Source organism: Rhizobium sp. P32RR-XVIII, from assembly GCF_012641395.1.
Lineage (GTDB): Bacteria > Pseudomonadota > Alphaproteobacteria > Rhizobiales > Rhizobiaceae > Rhizobium.
This window is the reverse complement of sequence record NZ_JABAIH010000024.1, coordinates 17,336-40,596: the sequence shown is the minus strand read 5'-3', so window position 1 is coordinate 40,596 and position 23,261 is coordinate 17,336. Positions and strand designations below refer to the sequence as shown.

Genomic DNA, 23,261 nt, shown 5'->3' with positions numbered 1-23,261 from the left:
TGACTGACAATTGGAATTGGTGTATTACAGCACCATGAAAGACATCAGCAATTCACGAGCAGACACCCGAAGCGACGCCACCCGCGAGAAGCTCCTTTCGGCCGCGCTTGATGTATTTGGCCGATACGGCTTCGACGGGGCCAGCACGCGCAAGCTTGCCGACACCGCAGGCGTCAATCTGCAGGCCATCCCCTACTACTTCGGAAGCAAGGAAGGGCTCTACATCGCAACGGCCGAACATTTGGCGGGAGTGGTCGCCGAACACGTGGCCGAAATACGCCAGCGCGTTGGCCGCCACCTTGCGGAGCTCGATCAAACCGGCACGCCGCTCAGTGTCGCCCAAGCGCGGCTCTTTCTGACGGAGATCGTGCAGACGATGGTCGTTCTTTTCGTCAGCAAGGAATCAGAAGCCTGGGCACGCTTCATCATCCGCGAGCAACTGGAGCCGACGGCGGCTTTCGAAAGGGTCTATACCGGCATCATGGGGCCGATGATCAACATGGGGCGGCGGCTGATCGGCACGATTTTGCAAGACGACCCCGCCTCCGAAAACGTGCGTTTGCGCAGCCTCTCCTTCGTTGGCAGCCTTCTGGTTTTCCGGATGGCGAACGCGGCAGTGCTCGCGCAGATGGAATGGGATTCCATCGGCGAGGAGCAACTCGCAAAGCTGCAAGGTCACGCACGCAACCTTGTCGCCGCGCTCGAACCGGCGAAAGGAGAAAGAGAATGAACAGAGCCATCCCGGTTGCGATCCTTCTTGCCGGCGCGGTTGCGGCTGGGTGGTGGTACGACGTGCCAGCCAGGCTCGGCTGGGCCCAGCAAGCTGAAAAACACTTCACGCTCTACGGCAATGTCGATATCCGCCAGGTCTCGCTCGCTTTTCGGGTCAACGGCCGAATTGAAGAAGCACTTGTCGATGAAGGAGACGCCGTAAGGCGCGGCGCTGTTCTGGCCCGGCTGGACGAGGAGCCCTACGACTACGCGGTTCGCTCCGCCGAGGCGAATGTTGCCGCGTTACGTGCTACGCTCGACAAGCTCAAGGCCGGTCCGCGGGCGACGGAGATTGCGCAGGCAAGTGCATCCTACAACGAAAGCCTTGCCGACCTGGAGAACGCCAGCCTCGCCTATGACCGTGCCCGGCAGTTGCGACCGCAGGGCACGATCTCTCAGGCCAATCTCGATCAGGCGACGGCAGCAAGGGCAATGGCTGCAGCTCGCGCCGAATCCGCAAAGCAAGCGCTCGCCCTGCTGAAGGAGGGCAGCCGCGCCGAGGACATAGCGGCGGCGGCGGCGCAGCTGAAGGCTGCCGAAGCAACCCTCGAAACGGCGCGGACATCGCTTGCCGATACGAAGCTTCTCGCACCGAACGACGGCATCATCCTGTCGCGGATCAAGGAGCCGGGCGCGATCGTGTCATCCGCCGATCCGGTCTATGTGCTGTCGTTGACGGAACCTGTCTGGATTCGCAGCTATGTCGCCGAAACGGATCTTGGCCGGATTCATCCGGGCATGAAGGTCAAGGTGACCTCCGATACCAAGCCGGATCAAGCCTATGACGGCACGATCGGCTTTATTTCCCCGGTCGCGGAATTCACGCCGAAGTCGGTCGAGACGCCGGAACTTCGCACCGACCTCGTCTATCGCCTGCGCGTCGTCATCGAGAAACCCGGCCCGGATCTTCGCCAGGGCATGCCCGTGACGCTGCGCTTGCCTTCATTGCAGACGGCAGAAAAATGAGTAACTCGGAAAAGCCGCGCGATATCGTCGAACTCGGTCGCCTGACCGACGTGACGAAGCGCTTTGGCACGGCGAAACCGGCGCTGGACGCAATCTCGGGCTCGATCCGCGGCGGTGAGATCACCGGGCTCGTTGGCCCCGACGGTGCGGGCAAGACCACTTTGATCCGGCTGATGACGGGTCTGATGCTTCCGGATAGCGGCACAGTGGAGGTGCTGGGCTTCGGGACGCGCGACCGAGCGGCCGACATCCAGGCGGCCATTGGCTACATGCCTCAGCGCTTCGGGCTTTATGAGGACCTTTCGGTCCAGGAAAATCTCGATCTTTACGCTGACCTGCGCGGCTTGCCTAAGAGCGAGCGCGCCGCTGCCTTCGATGAGCTTCTGACCTTCACCGACCTGAAACGCTTCACCGGACGTCTTGCCGGAAAGCTGTCGGGCGGCATGAAGCAGAAGCTTGGGCTTGCTTGCGCACTTTTGAAGAAGCCGCGCCTTCTGCTCCTTGATGAACCTGGCGTTGGCGTCGACCCGATTTCCCGGCGCGATCTCTGGAAGATGGTCGAGAACCTGAAGCAGGAAGGCATCGGTGTCGTGTGGTCGACGGCCTATCTCGATGAGGCGGAGGCCTGTGATCGCGTTCTCTTGATGAATGAAGGCAGGCTGCTTTTTTCCGGCGAACCGAAGGAACTGACGCGCCGGGTCGAGGGCCGTGTCTCCCGGTTGACCGGTGTGCTGGGGCGCCGCCGTCAGTTCCTCGCCAAACTGTTGGACGAGGAAGGCGTCGTCGACGGCGTAATCCAGGGCGAAGCGATCAGGCTGGTCACTGCCGAAGGCCGCGAACCTAGCTTTGCCGCTGCCGGCGCAGCTACAATAAGCCCGGCCGAGCCGCGTTTCGAGGACGCCTTCATCGACATGTTGGGTGGTGGACCAGGCGGTCGGTCGCGGCTTGCGGAAGCGCAGGAAGCGCTTGCCAGAAAGGATGACAAGCCGGTCATCGAGGCGAAGGGGCTTACCAAGCGTTTCGGAGACTTCACGGCGGCCGAAAACATCACGTTCGAGATCCCGCGCGGCCAGATATTCGGGCTGCTGGGACCGAACGGCGCGGGCAAATCGACGACTTTCAAGATGCTTTGCGGACTTCTCAAGCCGACGAGCGGCGAAGGACGGGTGGCCGGCTTCGATCTGCGGCGCGACGCAGCCGAGGCGCGCAATCATCTCGGCTACATGGCGCAGAAATTCTCGCTCTACGGCGATCTCAGCGTGGCACAGAATCTCCAATTCTTTGCCGGCGTCTACGGGCTGACCGGATCGCGCAAGCGCGAGCGTACCCAACTGATGGCATCGATTTTCGATCTTGAATCGCGCCTTACCATGTCCGCCAAGGATCTGCCACTGGGGCTCAAGCAGCGGCTGGCGCTCGCCTGCGCGGTCATGCACGAGCCGGAAGCACTCTTTCTGGACGAACCTACATCGGGCGTCGATCCGGTCACGCGCCGCGAATTCTGGACGCATATCAATGCGCTCGTCGAAAAGGGCGTCACCGTGCTCGTCACGACGCATTTCATGGATGAGGCGGAATATTGCGATCGCATCTCGCTGATCTATCGAGGCCGTTCGATCGCTCTGGGCTCGCCAGATGAGTTGAAAGCGAAGTTCATAACTGCCGACAACCCCGATCCGACGATGGAAGATGCATTTATCGCGCTGGTGCAGGCTTCGCAGGAAAGGATTGCGGCATGACGGCCCCTCTCCCCAAAACGAGCGCGCTGTCCCTGTCCAACCGGACCCGTCGCTTTGCTGCGCTTGTTCGGAAGGAGAGCCTTCAGGTGATCCGCGATCCGAGCAGCATTCTGATTGCATTTGTGCTGCCGCTGATCCTGCTCTTTCTGTTTGGTTATGGCGTTTCGCTGGACACAACTCGAACGCACGTCGGATTGGTGATTGAGGAAATGACGCCGCTGACGAATGATCTCGCGGCGAGCTTCCAGGGATCCCGCTATTTTTTGGTGACGACCGGCCGCGACAGACGGCTCTTCGAAGAGGATCTGGTGCTCGCCCGCCTGCGCGGCATCATCGTCATTCCGGCCGATTTCACGAGGAACTATGCAGCGGGCAATCGGCCGCAGGTACAGGTGATTGTCGACGGCTCCGATCCCAACACCGCCAATCTTGTCCAGAACTATGTCCAGGGCGCCGTCGCCAACTGGCAACTGCAACGGCAGTCCGAAACGGAGTTGACCGGGCCGCCCATTTCGGTGGAGCAGCGCTTCTGGTTCAATCCGGAGCTGACAAGCCGGTCGTTCCTGGTGCCGGGGTCGATCGCCATTGTGATGACGCTCGTCGGAACGCTGCTGACGTCGCTCGTCGTTGCTCGCGAATGGGAGCGCGGAACGATGGAGGCAATGATGGCGACCCCGGTCACGGCGGTTGAACTGCTGGCCGGCAAGATCCTTCCCTATTTCCTGCTCGGCCTGACGGCGATGACGCTGTGCGTTGTGCTTGCCGTATTTTTGTTCGGCGTTCCGTTTCGAGGTTCGGTCCTGGCGCTTTATGCCTTGTCGGCGGTTTTCCTCATACCGGCGCTCGGACAAGGTCTGCTGATCTCGGCTGCCACCAAGAACCAGTTTCTTGCCTCACAACTCGCGCTCATCACGGCGTTCCTGCCGTCCTTCCTGCTGTCCGGCTTCCTCTTTGAGATCAATTCGATGCCGACAGCGATCCAGTGGATCACTTTCATCGTGCCGGCGCGTTATCTGATCCCCAGTTTGCAGACGGTTTTCCTCGCCGGTGACATCTGGCCGATGTTCCTCCATTCAATCATCGCCATGTCTCTCATCGGTTCTGTGTTTTTTCTGCTCGCTGCGCGCAGCACGCGAAAGAGGATTGGCTGAGATGTGGTGGTCGAGATTGAAAGCGCTCATCGTCAAGGAACTTCTGGCGGTGCTCCGTGATCCGAAGGGCCGCGCCATCCTGATCGGCCCGCCGATCGTGCAGCTGCTGGTTTTTTCCTATGCTGCGACGCTCGAGGTTCGAAATGTCGACGTGATGCTGCTCAACAGAGACACGGGTTACTGGGGGCAGGAACTCGTGGAGCGCATCGAAGGCTCCCCGACATTCCGTCGAATTGTCATAGCCGACACGCCGGCGACCGTACGGGATGCGATCGATCGCCAGGCGGTGACTGTTGCAATCGAAATCGGCGCGGACTTCTCCCGCAAGATCGAAGCCGGAGAGCCGGCTGACCTGCAGGTCATTCTGGATGGCCGGCGCTCGAATGCGTCACAAATCGTCTCCGGTTACATCACGCAGATTGTCGCGGGATTGTCTGCGGATACGCCTGCGGGAGTGCGCGGAGCTACCCGTTCCATCGCGACGGTGCCGCGCAACTGGTTCAATCCCAATCTGATCTTTCAGTGGTTCATGGTGCCAAACCTGATTGCGAGCATCGCGCTGCTGATCGGGCTCATCGTCACCGCCCTCTCCATCGCCCGCGAGCGCGAGCTCGGCACTTTCGATCAGCTGATGGTGTCGCCGCTTCGTACTCATGAGATCTTGATCGGGAAACTCATTCCGCCGATGATGATCGGGCTCTTTCACATGACGATCTATATTCTGGCGGCGATCTTCATTTTTGGCGTGCCGCTACGCGGCTCGCTGCTGCTGCTTTACGGCAGTTCGCTTTTCTATCTCGCCGCGGTTGCCGGCTTGGGGCTTTTCATCTCCGCCCTGTCCATGACACAGCAGCAAGCGATCCTCGGCGCCTTTCTTTTCATGGTGCCGGCGATGCTTCTTTCCGGCTTTGCCACACCGATCGAAAACATGCCAGACTGGCTGCAGCCGGTCACGTTGATCAACCCGCTGCGCTACTTTCTGGTGATCGTAAAGGGCATCTTCCTCAAGGACATCCCGTTCAGCGAGGTATGGCGCCAAACATGGCCGCTCGGCCTGATCGCCGCCGGAACCCTGAGCACCGCCTCATGGCTGTTCCGAAGGAGACTGGAGTGACTATTCAGCTCTCAGCTCTTGCGCTCTCGATCGCCATATAGGCGGCAAACCATGCGCGCACCCATCATCGTGAAACTTGCGGGGTCCACGAACCAAGAAAACAATCGCAAACTTCGCATTGCTGGCCTCAAGGGCAACGTGAGGCCATATCTACCCCGGCTTCTATCATCAGCGCTTTTGCGCTGGGAGATAGGTCGCAGTTGCAAATCGCTTCGATGCGGGAAATCTGGGCGCTGCTTAGATAGCTGCGAAAACCGCCTACCTGCCCCTTGCGCATACGCAGGCTCTCATCGTCTTTGCGGTCGTATTCGTGCCCGGGGAGACCCTCAACGACCTCCATCTTCCGCATTCTCTCAAACTGTCCTGCCTCTATGGCTGCCATCAAACGTTGATGATTGATCTCGCAACCGATGAAATCCAGCAGAGCGGAGACCTCGCTCACCGGGTCAGCCGACATTCTCTCGTAGCTGAGAACGTGATAGGGCCTGCCCTGCAGCTTCCGGCTCCATCGGTTAAGATAGGAAATGATCAGCGGCAATCCTCGCTGGCGATCATCGATGAAGCTGTCCAACGATCCGGAAAAGCTACTCTTGTGGCGGGTTGTATGGAAATAAGCCGATACGAGTACGTCTCGTGGATCGCGAACCATGAAAATGACTGGCAGCTGCTTTGGCAAAAGCAGCCAATTGACCTCATGGCTGACGAGCACCATCGGTATTTTGCCAGCGGGGACCTGGCTTCTGAAAGCTGGAATCCCTCGCACCGGGTCGAGATCGAAATTCGGGATAAACGCGAACATGTCGTGTAAATTCAGTGCGGCGGAACCCTTTTCGAAGCCGCTGGCAAAGTAGTGCGCCAGTACATAGCGCAGCCACGTCCGGCCTGATTTTGGAAAAGAAACCAGAAGAGCGTCAGCCAGGGAAGCGTAGTTTTTCAGACTAATTTGCTCGCCGACTTTGCCTAATTGGCGCCAGCCGTAACGTGCGATTTCTTGCGGCCTTGTTAGTCGGTGCAAAATTTTTTGCCGGTTCCGCAAGCCAGTAGGAAAGTACATGGCGCCTGCCCCCACTGCGATATAATGATGCCATTGTAATGGAAATTTGGCAGACCGCACCTAATCCTAATTAATGACTGGCGGGCAGATTAGCCCGAGACGGGGCTCGCTGCACTTGATGCGAGCCCTGGTCGCAGATCTCAATGGCGAACACCGCTGACATAGGCGAGATGATCGTAGGGATTTGCTAACTCGGCGCCCGCAAACGCTGCCGGTAGGCAGCCATCATACCGGTGACCCAGATGCAGGCCATCACGATATGAGCGATGTTCGCGCCCATCGGCCCCAACCTCGGGACCAGCAAGATCAGCGTCAGATGAAAGAAAGCGATGGCGATGAAGATGCTGCGCAGCGCGGAGCGTTCCAAACTCATCGCCAGCAGGGCCGAGTAAAGCACGGTGGCATTCAGGATGAAGACGACAGCCACCATCTGAACCATGACAAGCGGACCGGCGGCAACGAACTCCGGGCCTGCCGTGAGTTCCAGGACCTTGTTGATCGCCGCAGCAATGATGATCAACGCGATGACACCGAAGCAGATCAGCAATAATTGCGCTTGAGCAATCATCTTGCGAAAGGCGGCGAGATCTTTCGAAGCCCAGGCCCTGGCGAGATCCGGGAAAAGCACGGCTTGCACCTGAGCGCCGACCTGCTGCGCGATACGGCCGATGCGTTTTGCTATGTGATAGAGGCCGGCGGAGGCCGGGTCGGTAAGAAAGCCTACCAACAGGGTGTCCAACTCGCTCGCGCTGGAGCGGATCGACGATGAAAGGTTGGACGACACCGAGAACCTGAAGAGCCCGGGAAAGCGCGTCGTGATCCCGCGAAGCGGAGCTGACATGACTTTGTGGATGCCCCGGGCCCGGAGTTCGATAAACGCCAGTATCGTCATATTCAACGAGCCCAGGATCTGGGTACCCGCCCAAAGCATAAGAAATTCGGTCAAACCCCACCCCGCCGCCAGGCCGAGGCCGCAGAGCAACACGCGGATACAGGTTCCCACGACCTGGGCGTAGGCAAGCACCTGATACCTGTCGAAGAGCCGCAACGCAGCGACCGACATCCCGGTCATTTGAAACGGCAGAACCGTGCAGAACATGATCACGTAACGGCTCGTGTCTTGGGAAATGCCAATTTTGGGTCCAGCCACAAGGACGAGCAGTACTGCTATCGCCCAGGCAAGCAAGGCAGTCCCCATGTCGAGAAGCAGGCCGAATTTGAAAAGCGCCCTGAGCGCGTCCCGATCTTCGTCGTGCAAAACCTCAGCGCCATACTTGATGAGCGGTTGCCAGGAACGGAAGGCGAGAAGACGTTCTATGCCGCGCGCATAGGCAAAGGAGAGTGCAAGGATGCCGTATTGCGACGGCCCCAGTGCACGTGCCGTGAGAGCAAAGCCGATTAAGCCAATGAACGAACTAGCGAAATTTCCGGCAAGGAGATGGCCAATGTTGCGCAGGCGCTGAGCAAATCGCGCCTCATCGTTCCAACCCTGAAGAAATCGCGCCATTTGTGCGCGATGGCCCCCATGCATTACGCAAACCTCCTCCTTTAGCAGAAAAGATCGCAGATCTCGACTTCTAGCGTAATAAGCGCGCGCTCTAATTGAATAAATATGACACAACTACGTATTATATCTAATTACTTCTGATTATACTCGCATAACGTTCAGGTGTGAAAATATTTAGTTTGTTTTATTTTTAGCTAAACATGCCATTTAACATTTGTTTACTTGACGAAAAAAGCAACAACAATCTTTATATTACAGCGGAATATGGTTTCGTCGCCTGCGGCGTCAAAGGGGGACATCATGCCAGCGCTTCGTTGGATGGAAGACGGTTCGTTTTCCGGAGTACGAGGCAGTGTCCTGCGGTGGGTGGCGTGCGTCGCCGCCGCGGGGCTCGTTACCGCTGGCGGCGTGCGCGCCGAGGCGTACCGCTTGCAGCCGGGAGACGTGATCTCCTTCGATTTTCTTGACGACACAGAACTGCCGGTTTCGCTCACGATCGACGGTGATGGCGACGCACAATTTCCCTTGGTCGGGGGAGTTGAAGTCAGCGGGCTTACGGTCGTCGAAGCTTTGGGTAAATTGCGATCTGAGTACAAGGACCGGCAGATACTGGTCGATCCAAAAATCGCTTTGAACATCACCACTTACAAGCCGATCTTCGTGCTAGGCGAGGTGAAGAATCCTGGCTCTTTTCCCTATCATCCGGGCTTGACGGTCGACCAGGCAATTGGTCTTGCAGGCGGAACCTTAACCGCGGCGTCGAACGCGGCCGACAAGATCATGACGCGTGCGCGATTGCGTGGCGAGATTGACGGCGCCGAAGTCGAAATCGTCCATGAAGCAATCTATGCGGCACGGTTGGCGGCTCAATTGCGTGGTGCCGAAACGATCGACCTGAACGACGCCCCGGAAATCGCGCGGCCATATCTCGAACGAGCATCACTCAAGAGCGTGCTCGAGATCGAAGAGAAGATTCTGAAGACAGATCTCATCACGACCAAGGCTCAGGCCGAAATTCTCACGCAGAGCATTGCCGAAACGGAATCAAGCTTGAAAATCCTCGCTGAGCTCGAAGCGGAGCAAAAGGATGTCGTGGCGATGAACGAGCGGGACCTTGAGCGTGTGACGAATCTTCGCAAGCGCGAGCTGACCACAGAAACCGATCTATCCCGCGTGAAGAACACGACTTCAAACGAGAAATCTCAGCTTCTGGAGATATATGCGGAAATCTCGCGTTCGAAGCTGCAGCTGGGGAACCTCAAACTGGAACTGTCCAAGTTGCAGGCAGATCGGCAGAACGACATATTGCTGAAGCTGCAGGAGCGCGAAGCAGCCATCAAGAAACTCGAATCCACGCGCCAGTCCGCCGAAGAGCAATTTTATCTCCTTGCCTCCATCGCGGCTGACGAAAGGAAGGGCGACCAGATCTCCTTCGCCTATGAGGTTCGCCGCCCCAAGAACGGCGTCAATACAGTGATCAACGGCGCGCCTTTCACGGAGCTGCTTCCGGGGGATGTCGTCGCGGTCTCGATTGCGGGAATGTAACGCTAAGGAACGCGCGTGGACCTGAGCTCTCGATCCCCCACAACTTCGGGAACGCTCACTGCGGCGAAAGGCGACGCGCCCATGTTGAGTGAGCTCTTCGGCAGGACACTCGTTATTGCGCCCCATGCGGACGACGAGGTTCTCGGGGCAGGCGGAACAGTGGCCCGGCTTGCCTCAGAAGGATCCGACGTGCGCATCGCCATCGTTACGGAAGGCAAGCCACCGCATTTCCCCTCGGAGGGCGTGGCGCGCGTAAAGGAGGAGGCACGGAGGGCGCACGAGATCCTCGGCGCAGCCAAGACTTATTGGATGGGTTTTCCGGCCGCCGGCCTGGCGGAGACCGTCGTCGCCGATCTGAACGCCTCGCTCCTTGAACTCGTGGCGGAAAGTGCACCGCAGACGCTTCTCATCCCGTTTGTCGGAGACATACATGTCGATCACCAGATCGTCTTTACCGCGTCTCTTGTTGCAGCCAGACCGCACCAGACGCAATTTCCAAAATTGATCCTAGCGTATGAAACACTCTCCGAGACGAATTGGAACGCGGCTTATGTGACGCCCAATTTCGCGCCGAACGTCTTCGTCGATATCGAGGATCATCTCGAGACCAAGTTGAAAGCGATGGCCGCGTTTGAGTCTCAGATCCGGCCGGTTCCGCACGAACGGGCCATCGAAACCCTGAAGGCGCTGGCGACGCTGCGTGGCGCGACCGTTTTCAGGCGGGCGGCCGAGGCATTCGTGTTGGTCCGGCAGGTTCTGTAACGCAAGAACCTGCCTGTGAAATGGCCATCGCATCCAAAATGCGGAGGAGGAAATGGCGCACTGGCCGGTGTTTGACGAGCAACAGATTGAAGCAGTCGCATCCATGCTTCGTACCGGGCAGGTCAACGCATGGACGGGGCCTTATGTCCGGCAGTTCGAGGAAGCTTACGCTGCCTTCCTTGGCGTAAAACACGCCATCGCTGTTACGAATGGCACCGCGGCTCTCGAACTCTCGCTCTTCGCACTCGACTTGAGGTCTGGAGACGAAGTCATTGTTACTCCTAGAAGTTTCGTCGCATCTGCGGCCTGCGTGCCGTTCTGCGGCGGCGTGCCGGTCTTTGCGGATGTCGATCAGGACAGCCAGAACCTGACAGTGAAAACCATTGCGGAGAAAGTCTCGCCGAGGACGAAAGGCATCATTGTCGTTCACCTTGCCGGCTGGCCCTGCGAGATGCCTGAGATCATGGCCTTTGCCCGCGAGAAGGGTCTCTGGGTCATTGAAGACTGCGCCCAGGCCCATGGGGCTGAAATCGACGGACGGCCGGTTGGCTCGTTTGGCGACATTGCCGCCTTCTCCTTCTGCCAGGACAAGATCATCACAACAGGCGGCGAAGGCGGCCTCATTGCGATGAACGACTCGTCCCTTTGGGCGAAGGCCTGGAGCAGAAAGGATCACGGTAAGTCATATGGAGCCGTCCAAGGAAAGGCCGGTGGAAGCGGTTTTCGATGGCTTCATGAATCTGTCGGCACGAACCTCCGAATGATGTCTTACCAGGCTGTGCTTGGTCTGTGCCAGCTTTCGCGGCTTGCGGAACTGCAGGCGGCCAGGGAACGAAATGCGCGCATCCTCGTCTCCGCGACGATTGACCTCGACGCCCTTCGGACACCTGTACCGCAAGATGGTATCCGCCATGCCTACTACCGCTTCTACACGTTCGTGAGGCCCGACCATCTGAAGCCGAGTTATGACCGGGATAAAATCCTGGCAGCCCTGAACGAGCGCGGCCTTCCCTGCTTCGTGGGCAGCTGTCCGGAGATCTATCTCGAAAAGGCATTCACCAGCCGCGGGCGATCGGTCGAGAGATTGCCCGTCGCCAAGGTGCTCGGGGAAACGAGCCTTGCCTTTCTCGTTGATCCCAGTTTGACGGAAGAGGCGATGATACAAAATGCCAAGCTTCTTCGAGAAACCGTACTTGCCGCAACCGGCACAGGCAGAAAATCAGCTCGGAGACAACGCTCGCCAGCAGCGGTAGACAGCGCCATAGCGGCAGGCCTGAGGCTTGGGTACTAGTACCGCCCTCGCCTGACTAACGGTCGAGGTGACGCCGCGAGCGCTGAAGCGACCAAGTCGTCCCAAGCCTGCAGCACGCGCTCCTGGGAGTAGGATTTTGCGCTGCTCATGGCATTCTCCGCCAGCTTTTCTCTCAGGGTGCTATCCCGAAGGACCAAATCAAGCGCATCCGCCAGCGCGTCGACATTCTCCGGTTCAACGAGAATTCCGTCATGTTGGTCGGTGACCATTTCACCGGGGCCCCATTTGCATTCGAAACTCACCACCGGAATGCCAGCGGCCATGGCCTCAAGAAGAACGATGCCCCACCCCTCATAGCGTGACGATAAGACGAAAACGTCCGCGGTCTCGATCCATTGGCCAGGGCTCGACGTCACGCCCGGCATCTCCACCCGCCGCTTCAATCCAAGCGTGGCGCATAGCGTTTGAAGCCTGCCCCGTTCCTCGCCCTCGCCCCAGATGACCAGTTTCCACTCCTGGTGCCGATCTGCGACTTTGGAGAATGCCTGCAGGAGCAAATCGAAACCTTTCTGATGCGTCAGCCTGCCGACGGCAGTCAACGTCCTGCCAGTCCTGCGGTCGGTCCAATTCGTGGGAAGATCGACCGCGTTCGGAATGACACGCGCCTTCTGTCTAATGTCATCCGGAAAATACCCAAGCGCCCCATGGGTCATCGTCACCAGACAAAAAGCACGTGGATAGAGCTTACCGCGCAACCATTTCCACACAACGCCGAAGGGTTGGGCATCGGGATTGTTGCGCTCCGAAACCGCAATCGGAATGGCGGAGCCTAACATAGCAATCAGCGTCGTCACGTTGGTGCGCGTTAGGAAGCTCAGCACAAAAGCCGGATCGGCTTGGCGTATTGCCGATCGCAACCGCCAGATCCGCTGCCAGACCGCAACTGTCGACACGAATCTGCTCGTCTTTCCCGGCGGAAGGCCCAGTCGCGTGATGCGCACGTCATCTCGGAAGGCGTAGTAAGGTTTTGTATCCGGAGCTTCGAAGGTAACGACCGTCACGGCGTAGCCCGAGGCCGCCCAATGGTTTGCGAGAAGGCTGACGACATGTTCCGTGCCGCCTGCCGATAGCCCGGGTATCACGACGGCAATCCGGTCAGCATACCGCCGTCCGTGCGGTTCGGCAGCGGCGGTTTGCATGGCGGTGGTTGCCTGTATCACTGCGGGTAACGGCCCGCGATCCGTTCTTCGGAGAGCCATTCCATGAATGCGTCGAAATGCGAAGGGCCGTCAGGTGTGCTCGTTGCCCACGCGTCGTTTACTCCCGGCTTGGCGCCAAACTGCGCTTCGACGGAGTCGGCCATTCCATCCTGATCGTCGTCTTTGTAGGCCGCCGCGCTTTGCATCGGTGGGATTTGCCCGGGCGCAGTCACCATCCGGCCTTTGCCGTTCTGACCTTGCGGCCCCATGTCTCTCACCCAGGCCTGATCGAGACTATCTCGTGGGAACGCGCCGGATTTTGTACGAACGTCATCATAGGCTTTTGCTGCCGGGGCGACCTCGCTCACACTCAAGGGGCAAGGCGGGCTGGAGACGAGGAACCGCTCGGTTTCCGGCGCCACGGTGACGATTGTCTTGGTGGGCGGCGCCCAGGTGACATTGCCTTCCTGATAGATCTGGGGATCGGCAACCCGGGCTGCATCCTGGGCCTTGATGGCATAAGTCAAATCATGCGTGCTTGGACCTGCCTTGAAATAATTCCCCGCATACGCGATCGGCGTTCCGCCGGGATACTGAGAGAAGACCTCCGCCCACTCGGACAGTGCGTTGAAGAAGACGTTGTTGATGATCTCGATACATGACTGCCCGTAGTGATTGTTGTCCGGATTCCGGTCCCTATTCGAAAGGCAGAGATTCCTGAGGAATGTCAGGTTCTGGGCGGTTCGGGGATCGGCGCCGAGCAAAGTGCACTTGCTGTGTTTGTTGAGCCCCTCCGCCATGATCGAATCCGCGATCGTTACGTCAGAAGCGTTGGAATAGGTGCTGATATTTTCATCCGTTGCCCAGGAGATCGAGACATGATCGACATATACCTTTCGGCTGTTCTCGATAACCAGCCCGTGAACGTTCTTGATTGTGTTCGGAAGGCGAGGCCGGAGGCGGATATGGCGGACGACGACGTCATTCGTCCCCTTGAACACCAGCAGCGTATTTTTCCCCTCACTGTCAGGTTGTTCGATCGTCAAGACGATACCGTCGCCGGGAGCAGTCTGCCCGAGAATGGAGACAAAGCCATCCTCGCTGCGGACGACGAGGCTACGCTTTAGGTTGATGACGCCGGCTACGCGGAAAACGCAGTTTCGCGGCCCCGTCGCTTCAATGCATTCTCTAAGGCTTCCGGGGCCGCTATCATCGAGGTTGGTGACCGGGATGACGGTACCGTCCCTGCCGCCCTGCGCAGTCTTTCCGTAGCCTTGGGCGCCGGGGAATGCATCAGGTGCTGTGCCTGCTGCCAGAGCGTAGCCGTTGATGGCAGAGAATGTGAAAACAAGGGCCAGCACGCGCGCTGCCCTGGTGAATCTTGGCGCCGCTGTCGCCGGGTGATGCAAACTACCTTTAGCGTCTGTGCCGTTCGTATCCAAAGCCAGAACCTCCGGACTTCAACAACGCCCAACGAATGCGCCTCTGTAGTTTGCCAATCCTGACTAATTAAATGCACGAAGCGCCCCGCCAAAATGCGCCGCTTCATGAGTAGAAGCAATAATGAAATCGGGTGACACCCTATAGTGTTGCGGCATGCTGTAATATTCAAATGACCCGTAATCGCGAAGATGCTAATCTCGCGCATTCGAAGCTTGCGAGCTTTGGGATGAATTCTATGGGTTCGATGCCATTAGTCGTGATCTACCCGTTCGTCGGTGATGAATTCGGCGGAAGCGACATTTCAGCCATCAAGCTTATTGAAGCGCTTCACCCCTCTGAGGTGAACCCAGTGGTAGTCGTTCACAGCCCTGAGGGCGATTTCGCGAAATATTTGGACAGCCGGGAGGTTCCTTATCTGACAGTCAACGAATTGCTTCTGAGGCCGCGCCATAGCCGCACGACAGGAGGCGCGTCGGCTATGCTCTATCCTCTGGCGGCCGCGCACATGGTTCGTTTTCTCAAGCAACACAAAGCGGATATCGTTCATACAAACAGCGGGCTGATCCATAGCACATGGGCCCTCCCCACGGTCCTTGCCGGAGCGCGCTTGCTATGGCACCACCGGGGGGATCCTGCTGCTCGAGGCGTGAACCTCCTGGCGCCCTTCATTGCCAGTCACATTGTCACCGTTTCCAACTATGCCAGGCCCTCCTCGCCTCTCATTTCCATTGAGCGACGAACCTCAGTGGTGCATAGCCCCTTCGACCATCCGGACATGCTGCCGGACAGGGAAGAATGCCGTATGGAGCTAGTTCAAGAGCTTGGGTTGGACGAAGAAACCCGCCTTGTCGGATTTTTTGGCGCCCTCATCGACCGAAAGCGGCCCATCCGCTTTGTCGAAGCGGTACACGCGTTTCGCTCGCAGTATCCGGAAGTGAAGATCGCCGGTCTGCTGTTTGGTTCGCCCGAGCAATATGGAAAGCGGCTCGACGGCGAGGTGATGGAACGCGCGCGGGAACTGCGGATCGAAGACGGCATCCACCTCATGGGTTTCCGCTCGCCGATCAACCGGTTGATGTGCGCCATGGATATTCTGCTCGTTCCGGCCGTAAACGAACCATTCGGACGAACGCTCATCGAGGCGATGCTGCTGGGCACCCCGGTTGTCGCCACGAACCACGGGGGAAATCCGGAGGCAATTGTCGATGGCAAGACCGGCTATTTGGTTGAGCCGGAGCGTCCAACCGCGTTTGTCGCGCCGATGGCCAGGCTCTTGAAAGACCCTGCCGAATGGAGACGCATAAGCGAAAACGCGCGGTCCTCTGCATTGAAAAGCTACGGAATACGCCCGCATACCGAAGAGATAATGCGCATCTATCGTCAGATCACCGGCAGAGCAGCATGATCTAATCGCCGGCCGGGTCTAGCAAAGAGGGGAATAAGCATGCGTATCGACGACCTTGGCTTTCTGATCATTGGCGCAACGAAGAGCGCGACGACGTGGCTCCAGCGGTCGCTACAGAATGACCCCAATGTCTATATACCCGATCCCGAACTGCATTATTTCAGCCGCGAATTCAGTAAGGGACAGGGCTGGTACCTGTCACAGTTTCGGGTGACAGATAACTCTCGGGTAGTAGGTGAAAAATCTAATTCCTACCTGGAAGCACCGGAAGCCGCCCAGCGCATCAAGGACAGCCTGCCAAATGTGCTGCTGATCGCCCAATTGAGAAATCCGGTCGATCGCGCCTATTCGGATTATTGCATGCTCCTGCGAAGAGGTGATGTGACAAGAGACGTCGAAGCTTATTTGGACCCGCGCAAAGGGGCAGAGGGGCGCTTCCTTGCATGGGGACTGTATCATCTGCAGCTGTCGCGTTATCTCGATTTGTTTCCGCGCGAGCGCCTCAACATCCTGCTGTTCGAAGACCTTCTTGGTAATCCTCAGGCGCACCTGAATACCGTGCGCGATTTCCTCAACCTCAGCCGCCAGCAATCGGTTTTGCCGCTCTCAACCAAGGTCAAGGATCGCAACGAGCCGGTTGTCGGCCCTACTTTGCGTCGGCTGATAGGCCCATTCAAACCGGCGCTTGCGCCGTTCCGCCATATTCCGCTGATGCGACGGCTGCGCTCGGTCGTGGCGCGCTCGACGATGTACCCACCATTGAAAGGCGATCTCAGGCAGCGAATGATCGACTTCTATGCGAGTGATATCGAAAAGCTTGGGACGTTGATGAATCGTGATCTCTCCCGTTGGCTCGCGGGTGCATCCACCCCGGAGGAAACAAGCCGTCGGTCGACGACACCATACGCAAGCTCGCCCGCGCCGGAACGCCGGGTATAAAGAGAGAAAATTTTTAACAATCTATCGAGCTGCCAGCTGGGTCAGATAGTCTTCAATTTCCAATGCGAGATCTTCAGCCTGCCTGCCGACTGTCTTCAGGTGAATATCCGCAGAAATGGGGTTCTCGTATGGTGAGCTAACCCCTGTGAAGTTCTTAATTTCTCCGGCTAAAGCCTTACGATATAAGCCTTTTGGATCGCGCCGTATGCACTCCTCAATCGGCGTATCAACGAAGATCTCGATGAATTCGCCTGGATTGAAAAGACCGCGCGCCATCGACCGCTCCGATCGGAACGGGGAAATAAACGAGACGAGAACGATCAGGCCGGCGTCGGCCATGAGCTTGGCGACTTCGGCAGCCCGCCGGATATTCTCCACGCGGGCTTCTTGCGTGAACCCCAGATCGCGGTTCAAACCGTGCCGAATGTTGTCGCCATCGAGAATGTAGGTATGCCTGCCTTGTGCATGAAGCAGTTTCTCCAGCATATTGGCGATCGTCGATTTGCCGGACCCCGACAACCCGGTAAACCACAGCACCCGCGGCTGCTGAAACTTGATCGCTGCGCGCGCGCTCTTGTCGATATCCAGCACCTGCCAGTGAATGTTTTGCGAACGCCACAACGTATGGTCGATCATACCTGCGCCGAGGGTCGCATTCGAAAAACGATCGATGAGCACGAAATTGCCGGTGTTTCGGTTGTCGTGGTAGGTATCGAAGACAATGGGCGTTTGGGTCGAGATATTGCATACGCCGATTTCGTTCATTTGTAGCGAAGTGGCAGCATTATGCGCCAAGCTGTTGACATCAATTTTATATTTGAGCGCAGTTACAGTAGCGTCAGTCACGTCCGTCTCGGTTCTGCAAACATAGCTCCGGCCCGGCAAAAGCGGCTTGTGGTCAAACCAGATCAAATGAGCCATGAACTGATCGGAGATGCAGGGCTGCGACTGCGGCGCCACGAGCATGTTTCCACGCGAAACCTCCACGCATTCGTCCAGGACAACGGTCACGGCCTGTCCCTTCCGCGCCAGGTCGACATAGTCGAACCCGTGAATGATCGACCGGACTTGCGCCGGCTGTCCCGACTTGGCGACAATCACGTTGTCGCCTACGGAAACAATCCCGCCAGCGACTTGGCCGCATAGACCACGAAATTCGGAACTCGCCCGATTGACCATCTGGATGGGAAAACGAAACGGGCCATCATCGCCGTCCGCTTCGCACTCCAGGTTGTCCAGGTAGGCGAGAAGGGGCTCACCATCATACCATGGCATTTCCGCCGATCGAGCGACGACGTTGCCGCCATGGAGTGCTGAAACCGGAATGCAATATGTGGTCGTGAAACCAAGCGGCTTGGCGAAGGCTTCGAAAGCTTCACAGATCGAGCGAAATGTCTCCTCGTCGTTGCCTACGACGTCCATCTTGTTAACCGCGAGCACGACATGCCGGACGCCAAGCAGCGCATTGATGAAGGTATGACGCCGGCTTTGCGGCAGGAGCCCCTTCCTGGCGTCCAGCAGGACAATCGCTACATCCGCATTGGAGGCACCCGTTGCCATGTTGCGCGTGAATTCTTCATGACCGGGAGCGTCGATCAGGATGTACTTGCGTTTGCTGCTGGCAAAGAACCGGTAGGCAACATCGATCGTAATTCCCTGTTCGCGTTCAGCCTCCAAACCGTCCACCAGCAACGCCAAATCAAGCTTCCCTTCGCCAACCGTGCCAAAACGGGCACTGTCCTTTGTAAGGGTGGTAATCTGATCGTCGGCAACAGAACTCGTGTCGAACAGAAGGCGGCCAAGGAGAGTTGACTTTCCGTCATCGACCGACCCGCAGGTCAATACCCGAAGACAAGAGCCCTGCGGTGCGTCGGCTTCTGTTGTCGTGCCTCGGCTTTCGACCTGGACCTCCATCAGAAATAACCCTCCCTTTTCTTCTTCTCCATTGATGCGGACTCATCGTGGTCGATGGCACGACCCTGACGCTCCGTCGTCCGGGCAACCAAGGCTTCAAAGATGATCTCGGGGATCGTGCGAGCACTGGATTCGATCGCACCGGTGAGAGGGTAGCAGCCGAGCGTTCTGAATCGGATAAGCCGCTCTTCGATGATCGCGTCGGGAAGAAGCGGCAGGCGCTCGTCATCAACCATGATGAGCATGCCGTTTCGATGGACGGTGGGACGCCTATCGGCGAGATAAAGCGAGACGATTTCGATATTTTCTTTCAGAATGTATTGCCACACATCGAGCTCTGTCCAATTGGACAGCGGGAATACGCGGATCGATTCATTTTTATTAATGCGAGTATTGTATGTCCTCCACATTTCGGGGCGTTGCCTCTTCGGATCCCAGGAGTGGGAGGCATTTCTGAAAGAAAAAATCCGCTCCTTGGCGCGTGATATCTCCTCGTCACGGCGAGCGCCTCCGAAAGCTGCATCAAAACCATATGTGTCGAGCGCCTCTCGAAGAGGCAAAGTCTTCATGACGTGCGTATAGGCGCTCGGGCTGTAGTCGAAAGGATTGACGCCGTCTGTGACACCGCTTTCGTTGCGGTGCACGATGAGGTCCAGACCGAGACGATGTGCGGTTCTGTCGCGAAAGGCGATCATCTCCTTGAACTTCCATGTCGTATCGATATGAAGTAGCGGAAAAGGGATCCGCCCCGGATGGAACGCCTTCATCGCCAAGTGCAGAAGGACTGACGAGTCTTTGCCGATCGAGTAGAGCAGTACCGGGCGCGCGCACGTCGCCGCCACCTCCCGCAGGATATGGATCGACTCCGCTTCCAGTTGCTCCAGATATTCGGCTCTCACCATTTGATAGCCCTTCAAGCCGTTGCTCTGCGACCAAACGAAGTTTTCAACCGCTTCCAAAGCCCGGGCCGATGCGGGTCGGCTAGTGGCGCCTTACCGGCTTCGGATGAGACCGAAAACAGATTCAGAATACCTCCGAGTATGAAGGGCTGGTTGACCAAGAGACGGTTCAGCGCGCCCACGAGCTTCCGCTCGGTTGTGCGTCCTGCCGCGGCTATAATCACGATTGAATCAACGTGGGCGGCGAGCCAAACAGCCCCTTCCTCGGCGTCCAAGCTGGGAGCGTCGATGATGACCAGATCGTACATTTTGCGCAGATAGGAGCAGAGCGGTTCTGCATCGTCGGCTGTGAAGTTCGCGAAAACCACATCAAGCCTGGGATATGTCGGCGAGGCCGTGCTTGAGACGCATATATCCTGCGGATCGGCGAGCTTCGGTACCAAACGCGGCACGCTTAGTCCAAGAAGAGCTCCTGCTCCTTTCGCTGACGGATCAAAATCGACCAGGACCGTGCGAAGATTGCTCGCTGTCGCCGCCGCAGCCATTCCGAGGGCGACCGTGGTCTTGCCCTCGCCCGTCGACGGCGAACAGAACATCACAATCTTCCCACCACTCGGCCGTCCGATCGTTCGCCATGCCAGACATAGATTCCGCATGGCCTTCGCAAAAGGCAAAGACGGGCCGTCGAGAACATATTCGAACGAACTGGCCCCCTTGCCAAAGCGCCGCTTTATTCTCGGGACCGTCACCAAATTCGGCCGGGTCAAAATGTCTTCGACATCCCTCGGACGATACAAGCGATCATCGAGCGCATCGACAATGATGGCTGTCACAACGGCGAGGATGAGGGAGCCAATCGCTCCGGCAACTATGACAAGCGACGGTTTCGGAAACGCAGGGCTTGTCGGGACCTCCGCATAGGAGGCGACCATAGCTGACCCTTTGTGCTCGCCGCGCTCTGGGTCCAGATCTCCAAGTCGAAGCACGACCTGATCGTAACGCTTCTGTTCAGCCAGCAAATCCCTCTCGAGTTCGCGTCTGCGAATTTCCGCAAGGCTCCGTTCCTGGATTTGCTTCTGTAGAGACGCGACCTCCGCACTGAATTTTGCCGCGCGAACGGCCGCGACCTCTGCGCTATTTCCCAATTCCTGAACAATTCGATCGGCCTCTTCCATCATCAGCCGTTGATTGGCTTCGAGCTCGGCGTCGGCATCGGCGACCAATGGATGGTTCTTGGCAAACTTGGAGCTGAGCTGCGCCTTCAGCCGTTCGAGACGTGATTGTTCGGTGCGAAGGCGATCCAGCGGTTCGGACGTTACGACACGGACGACCGCTGCTATGTTGCCTGATGCAAGCTGCGTTTTCGCCTCCACATATTTCGATCGCGCGGCTGTCTCATCAGCGCTCGCGACCGTGAATTGCTCATTAATCAACGCCATGCGCGACTTCAGGACATCATCCTTGGGATCGAAGGTCAGATCGCGATTGGCCGTAAACGCTGCTACCTGACGTTCCATCGCCGCTATGCGTCCGCCAAGTTCACTTGCCTGACCTCTCAGATAGTCAATCGTGTTCGTCGTTGCTTCATCCGTGAGCTTGGCAGTCCAATCGACATAATGCTGCGCAATGGCGTCGGCGATCGCGGCTGCCTTCAGCGGGCTTGTCTGCCGTGCCTGGATCGTCATCGCCAGGCTGTCGCCCTTGCGGTCGACGGTATAGGATGCGAGGAGCGTCGTTATTGCCCGATCACGTTGGACGCTCGTAGAGATCAGCCGACTGCCGACCATCTCGGAGTCCTGCTTTGGGGCCAGGAATTTGGTCGCTGCATTCACAAGAAGGCTGATGCCTCCTTCATTCTCGTCATCGTGCTGCGGAAGATAGGTGTTGTAGTCAGGGTCGTTGATTAGATCGAGTGCGTCCACAACGGTTCCGACGAATACGCGCGATTTGATGACGTCCAGCTCCGTTTCCATGACCGACTTGTCACGCTCCTGGTTTCGAAGTTCCTCGACAGCCTCGTATGGACGAGCATCGTTTCGGTCGAACACGATGGCAGACGCCCCGATATAGACCTTTGTCATCAGAAGCGCGGCCAGGACTGTCAGAGTAAGTCCGGCCGCCAGGACAGAGCCGAAGAACCACTTGTGCCGCCGCACCATCTCCAGCAGATCGGATAATCCATAGCCGGAACGCGGCGGAGAAAGGCGCTGCTGAAAAGTTGCGCCATGATGGCTGCCGGTGACAGACTGCGAACCGACGCCAGGCGGAGTTACCTTTATCCTCTCCACGAAATGCCCCTCCCCATCCCACTTAGTCGTTGGCCCGTGGTCGTGCATTTCTCTGCCTGCCGCTGCCGGGAGCCGCGCGACGCCAGATTCTGGCTTGGGCTTTTAGAATTTGAGAGGCCCATTCGATCGAGAAGTATTTCGTTGATCAGGTGAACATCAAACCGGCGACAGGCCAGCTCTCGGGAGTGGCGGCCCATTTCAGCGGCCAGTTCAAGGCGATCGGCAAGCGCCGACATGGCGTCAAAGAGGCTGTCCACGCTGCGTGGCGCGACGAGATAGCCGTTGACACCCGGCTCGACGGTATCCCTGCAACCCGCCAGGTCCGTGGTGATGATTGGACGCCCGACAGCCATCGCTTCCAAAGCGCTGCGAGGTATTCCCTCGCGATAATACGAGGGAAGGACAAATATGTTACATCGTGCAAGGAACGGACGAACGTCTTTGGTTTCGCCTAGATAATCTATGATGCCTTCACGGGCCCATTGCTGAACCTCTTGCAGCGATATTGCCGCTGGATTGGGGTCAACGGGACCAAGCAACAGGAATTCCGCGTCAGGTCGCTGTCGCTTCAAGCGGCGCGCCGCCTCGACATATTCAAAAACGCCTTTGTCCCTGATGAGACGCGCTACCATTAGGAAGACCGGCTTCTCGCCGGGAGGAGGCACGAAGGCGTAATGGTCGACATCCACCCCCGAGCCATCAACGTGGTGAATAATCGAAACGTCTTCCACCAGCGAATTTTCGATGATGTCGGCCCAATCGGCATCATTGTAAACAAAGACAGCTTTTGCGCCCGCGAATGCCCGGCGGTATAGCGAAACGCTCAACCGATGTATTGCGCGGCCCTTCAAGGTATTTAGACTAGCTTGCGAAAAAACGTGGCCCAGTCCTGTGACCAGGAAGCAGCGGCATGGCACCCCCGATATACGTGCGGCAATTCCACCGTAGAGAATGGGCTTCATCGTATAGGGAACGATTACCTGCGGCCTGATCGTTTTCATGAGCCGTCTCAGACGGACGAGCGCCGCGATGTCGCTGACCGGACTGAGGCTCGCTCGAGCCATGGGCGTGTGCGCGAACTCGACCCCGATTCTCGATAGGTCAGCCTTGACCTCCGGATCGTCCTCCGGCCCTGCAGCGACGACGGCATGCCCGGCGCGGACCATGGATTTTAATAGTTCCAGACGAAAATTCGTTAATGAACGACTGTAGCTTGACAGCACCAAGATACGTAAGCCGCGCTTCGGCTGCTGCAAAAGCAGCGAATTGGATTTCGGCATGGTGTCGGTTGGTGTTGCGTGTAAGTTCAACGC

General features: G+C 57.8%; 18 protein-coding genes. 10 read left to right on the top strand and 8 right to left on the bottom strand.

Annotation, left to right across the window (positions count from 1 at the left end):
• Nucleotides 1–34 precede the first annotated feature (34 nt).
• From HGP14_RS31760 to HGP14_RS31740, 5 genes are read left to right on the top strand one after another with little or no spacing between them, the layout of a single operon-like run.
• Nucleotides 35–730, top strand: coding sequence for a CerR family C-terminal domain-containing protein (locus HGP14_RS31760; protein ID WP_168833799.1), 696 nt, complete (start codon nt 35–37; stop codon nt 728–730).
• Complete coding sequence (gene hlyD / locus HGP14_RS31755; protein WP_168833798.1) at nt 727–1,737, top strand: secretion protein HlyD; 1,011 nt, start codon at nt 727–729, stop codon at nt 1,735–1,737. Before HGP14_RS31760 ends, hlyD begins: the two co-directional genes overlap by 4 nt.
• Nucleotides 1,734–3,476, top strand: coding sequence for an ATP-binding cassette domain-containing protein (locus tag HGP14_RS31750; protein WP_168833797.1), 1,743 nt, complete (start codon nt 1,734–1,736; stop codon nt 3,474–3,476). Before hlyD ends, HGP14_RS31750 begins: the two co-directional genes overlap by 4 nt.
• Nucleotides 3,473–4,627, top strand: a complete 1,155-nt coding sequence (locus tag HGP14_RS31745; RefSeq protein ID WP_168833796.1) for an ABC transporter permease — start codon at nt 3,473–3,475, stop codon at nt 4,625–4,627. Before HGP14_RS31750 ends, HGP14_RS31745 begins: the two co-directional genes overlap by 4 nt.
• A gap of 1 nt (nt 4,628) precedes the next feature.
• Nucleotides 4,629–5,741 (top strand): ABC transporter permease, encoded by a 1,113-nt coding sequence (locus HGP14_RS31740; RefSeq protein ID WP_168833795.1) that lies wholly within the window; start codon nt 4,629–4,631, stop codon nt 5,739–5,741.
• Between the two features lie 127 nt (nt 5,742–5,868).
• Here the strand turns inward: HGP14_RS31740 and HGP14_RS31735 are convergent, their stop codons facing one another.
• Nucleotides 5,869–6,795, bottom strand: coding sequence for a sulfotransferase domain-containing protein (locus HGP14_RS31735; RefSeq protein ID WP_168833794.1), 927 nt, complete (start codon nt 6,793–6,795; stop codon nt 5,869–5,871).
• A gap of 187 nt (nt 6,796–6,982) precedes the next feature.
• Nucleotides 6,983–8,326: a lipopolysaccharide biosynthesis protein gene (locus HGP14_RS31730; RefSeq protein WP_246704701.1), complete on the bottom strand. Its 1,344-nt coding sequence runs from the start codon at nt 8,324–8,326 to the stop codon at nt 6,983–6,985.
• 276 nt (nt 8,327–8,602) lie between these two features.
• On the opposite strand from HGP14_RS31730, the gene HGP14_RS31725 reads away from it, so the two are divergent.
• From HGP14_RS31725 to HGP14_RS31715, 3 genes are all read left to right on the top strand, one after another.
• Nucleotides 8,603–9,847: a polysaccharide biosynthesis/export family protein gene (locus tag HGP14_RS31725; RefSeq protein ID WP_246704700.1), complete on the top strand. Its 1,245-nt coding sequence runs from the start codon at nt 8,603–8,605 to the stop codon at nt 9,845–9,847.
• Nucleotides 9,848–9,928: 81 nt separating this feature from the next.
• Nucleotides 9,929–10,609, top strand: coding sequence for a PIG-L deacetylase family protein (locus HGP14_RS31720; protein ID WP_168833792.1), 681 nt, complete (start codon nt 9,929–9,931; stop codon nt 10,607–10,609).
• A gap of 52 nt (nt 10,610–10,661) precedes the next feature.
• Nucleotides 10,662–11,900, top strand: coding sequence for a DegT/DnrJ/EryC1/StrS aminotransferase family protein (locus HGP14_RS31715; RefSeq protein WP_168833791.1), 1,239 nt, complete (start codon nt 10,662–10,664; stop codon nt 11,898–11,900).
• On the opposite strand, the gene HGP14_RS31710 is transcribed toward HGP14_RS31715, so the two are convergent.
• Nucleotides 11,897–13,060: a glycosyltransferase family 4 protein gene (locus HGP14_RS31710; protein ID WP_168833790.1), complete on the bottom strand. Its 1,164-nt coding sequence runs from the start codon at nt 13,058–13,060 to the stop codon at nt 11,897–11,899. The two genes, HGP14_RS31715 and HGP14_RS31710, sit on opposite strands and share 4 nt — an antisense overlap.
• A 17-nt stretch (nt 13,061–13,077) precedes the next feature.
• Entirely contained in the window at nt 13,078–14,421 is a 1,344-nt protein-coding gene (locus tag HGP14_RS31705) for a polysaccharide lyase family 1 protein (protein WP_168833789.1), read from the bottom strand.
• A 251-nt stretch (nt 14,422–14,672) separates the two neighbouring features.
• On the opposite strand from HGP14_RS31705, the gene HGP14_RS31700 reads away from it, so the two are divergent.
• Together HGP14_RS31700 and HGP14_RS31695 are read left to right on the top strand one after the other, a co-directional pair.
• Entirely contained in the window at nt 14,673–15,908 is a 1,236-nt protein-coding gene (locus HGP14_RS31700) for a glycosyltransferase family 4 protein (protein ID WP_168833788.1), read from the top strand.
• Between the two features lie 39 nt (nt 15,909–15,947).
• On the top strand, nt 15,948–16,847 hold the full coding sequence (locus HGP14_RS31695; RefSeq protein ID WP_168833787.1) for a sulfotransferase: 900 nt from the start codon (nt 15,948–15,950) through the stop codon (nt 16,845–16,847).
• 21 nt (nt 16,848–16,868) lie between these two features.
• Here the strand turns inward: HGP14_RS31695 and cysC are convergent, their stop codons facing one another.
• From cysC to HGP14_RS31675, 4 genes are read right to left on the bottom strand one after another with little or no spacing between them, the layout of a single operon-like run.
• Nucleotides 16,869–18,761, bottom strand: coding sequence for an adenylyl-sulfate kinase (cysC, locus tag HGP14_RS31690; protein ID WP_168833786.1), 1,893 nt, complete (start codon nt 18,759–18,761; stop codon nt 16,869–16,871).
• A complete protein-coding gene (gene cysD / locus HGP14_RS31685; protein ID WP_168833812.1) occupies nt 18,761–19,663 on the bottom strand; it encodes a sulfate adenylyltransferase subunit CysD in 903 nt (300 codons plus the stop codon). Before cysD ends, cysC begins: the two co-directional genes overlap by 1 nt.
• Before the next feature lie 11 nt (nt 19,664–19,674).
• Nucleotides 19,675–21,948: an exopolysaccharide transport family protein gene (locus HGP14_RS36565; protein WP_168833785.1), complete on the bottom strand. Its 2,274-nt coding sequence runs from the start codon at nt 21,946–21,948 to the stop codon at nt 19,675–19,677.
• Complete coding sequence (locus HGP14_RS31675) at nt 21,936–23,258, bottom strand: glycosyltransferase family 4 protein (protein WP_246704699.1); 1,323 nt, start codon at nt 23,256–23,258, stop codon at nt 21,936–21,938. Before HGP14_RS31675 ends, HGP14_RS36565 begins: the two co-directional genes overlap by 13 nt.
• Nucleotides 23,259–23,261: the final 3 nt, after the last annotated feature.

What these genes read in the sequence shown, in the direction of transcription:
- HGP14_RS31760 (WP_168833799.1), top strand. Translation starts at nt 35, where the DNA reads ATGAAAGACATCAGCAATTCACGAGCAGACACCCGAAGCGACGCCACC.
- hlyD (WP_168833798.1), top strand. Translation starts at nt 727, where the DNA reads ATGAACAGAGCCATCCCGGTTGCGATCCTTCTTGCCGGCGCGGTTGCG.
- HGP14_RS31750 (WP_168833797.1), top strand. Translation starts at nt 1,734, where the DNA reads ATGAGTAACTCGGAAAAGCCGCGCGATATCGTCGAACTCGGTCGCCTG.
- HGP14_RS31745 (WP_168833796.1), top strand. Translation starts at nt 3,473, where the DNA reads ATGACGGCCCCTCTCCCCAAAACGAGCGCGCTGTCCCTGTCCAACCGG.
- HGP14_RS31740 (WP_168833795.1), top strand. Translation starts at nt 4,629, where the DNA reads ATGTGGTGGTCGAGATTGAAAGCGCTCATCGTCAAGGAACTTCTGGCG.
- HGP14_RS31735 (WP_168833794.1), bottom strand. Translation starts at nt 6,795, where the DNA reads ATGTACTTTCCTACTGGCTTGCGGAACCGGCAAAAAATTTTGCACCGA.
- HGP14_RS31730 (WP_246704701.1), bottom strand. Translation starts at nt 8,326, where the DNA reads ATGCATGGGGGCCATCGCGCACAAATGGCGCGATTTCTTCAGGGTTGG.
- HGP14_RS31725 (WP_246704700.1), top strand. Translation starts at nt 8,603, where the DNA reads ATGCCAGCGCTTCGTTGGATGGAAGACGGTTCGTTTTCCGGAGTACGA.
- HGP14_RS31720 (WP_168833792.1), top strand. Translation starts at nt 9,929, where the DNA reads ATGTTGAGTGAGCTCTTCGGCAGGACACTCGTTATTGCGCCCCATGCG.
- HGP14_RS31715 (WP_168833791.1), top strand. Translation starts at nt 10,662, where the DNA reads ATGGCGCACTGGCCGGTGTTTGACGAGCAACAGATTGAAGCAGTCGCA.
- HGP14_RS31710 (WP_168833790.1), bottom strand. Translation starts at nt 13,060, where the DNA reads ATGCAAACCGCCGCTGCCGAACCGCACGGACGGCGGTATGCTGACCGG.
- HGP14_RS31700 (WP_168833788.1), top strand. Translation starts at nt 14,673, where the DNA reads ATGACCCGTAATCGCGAAGATGCTAATCTCGCGCATTCGAAGCTTGCG.
- HGP14_RS31695 (WP_168833787.1), top strand. Translation starts at nt 15,948, where the DNA reads ATGCGTATCGACGACCTTGGCTTTCTGATCATTGGCGCAACGAAGAGC.
- cysC (WP_168833786.1), bottom strand. Translation starts at nt 18,761, where the DNA reads ATGGAGGTCCAGGTCGAAAGCCGAGGCACGACAACAGAAGCCGACGCA.
- cysD (WP_168833812.1), bottom strand. Translation starts at nt 19,663, where the DNA reads ATGGTGAGAGCCGAATATCTGGAGCAACTGGAAGCGGAGTCGATCCAT.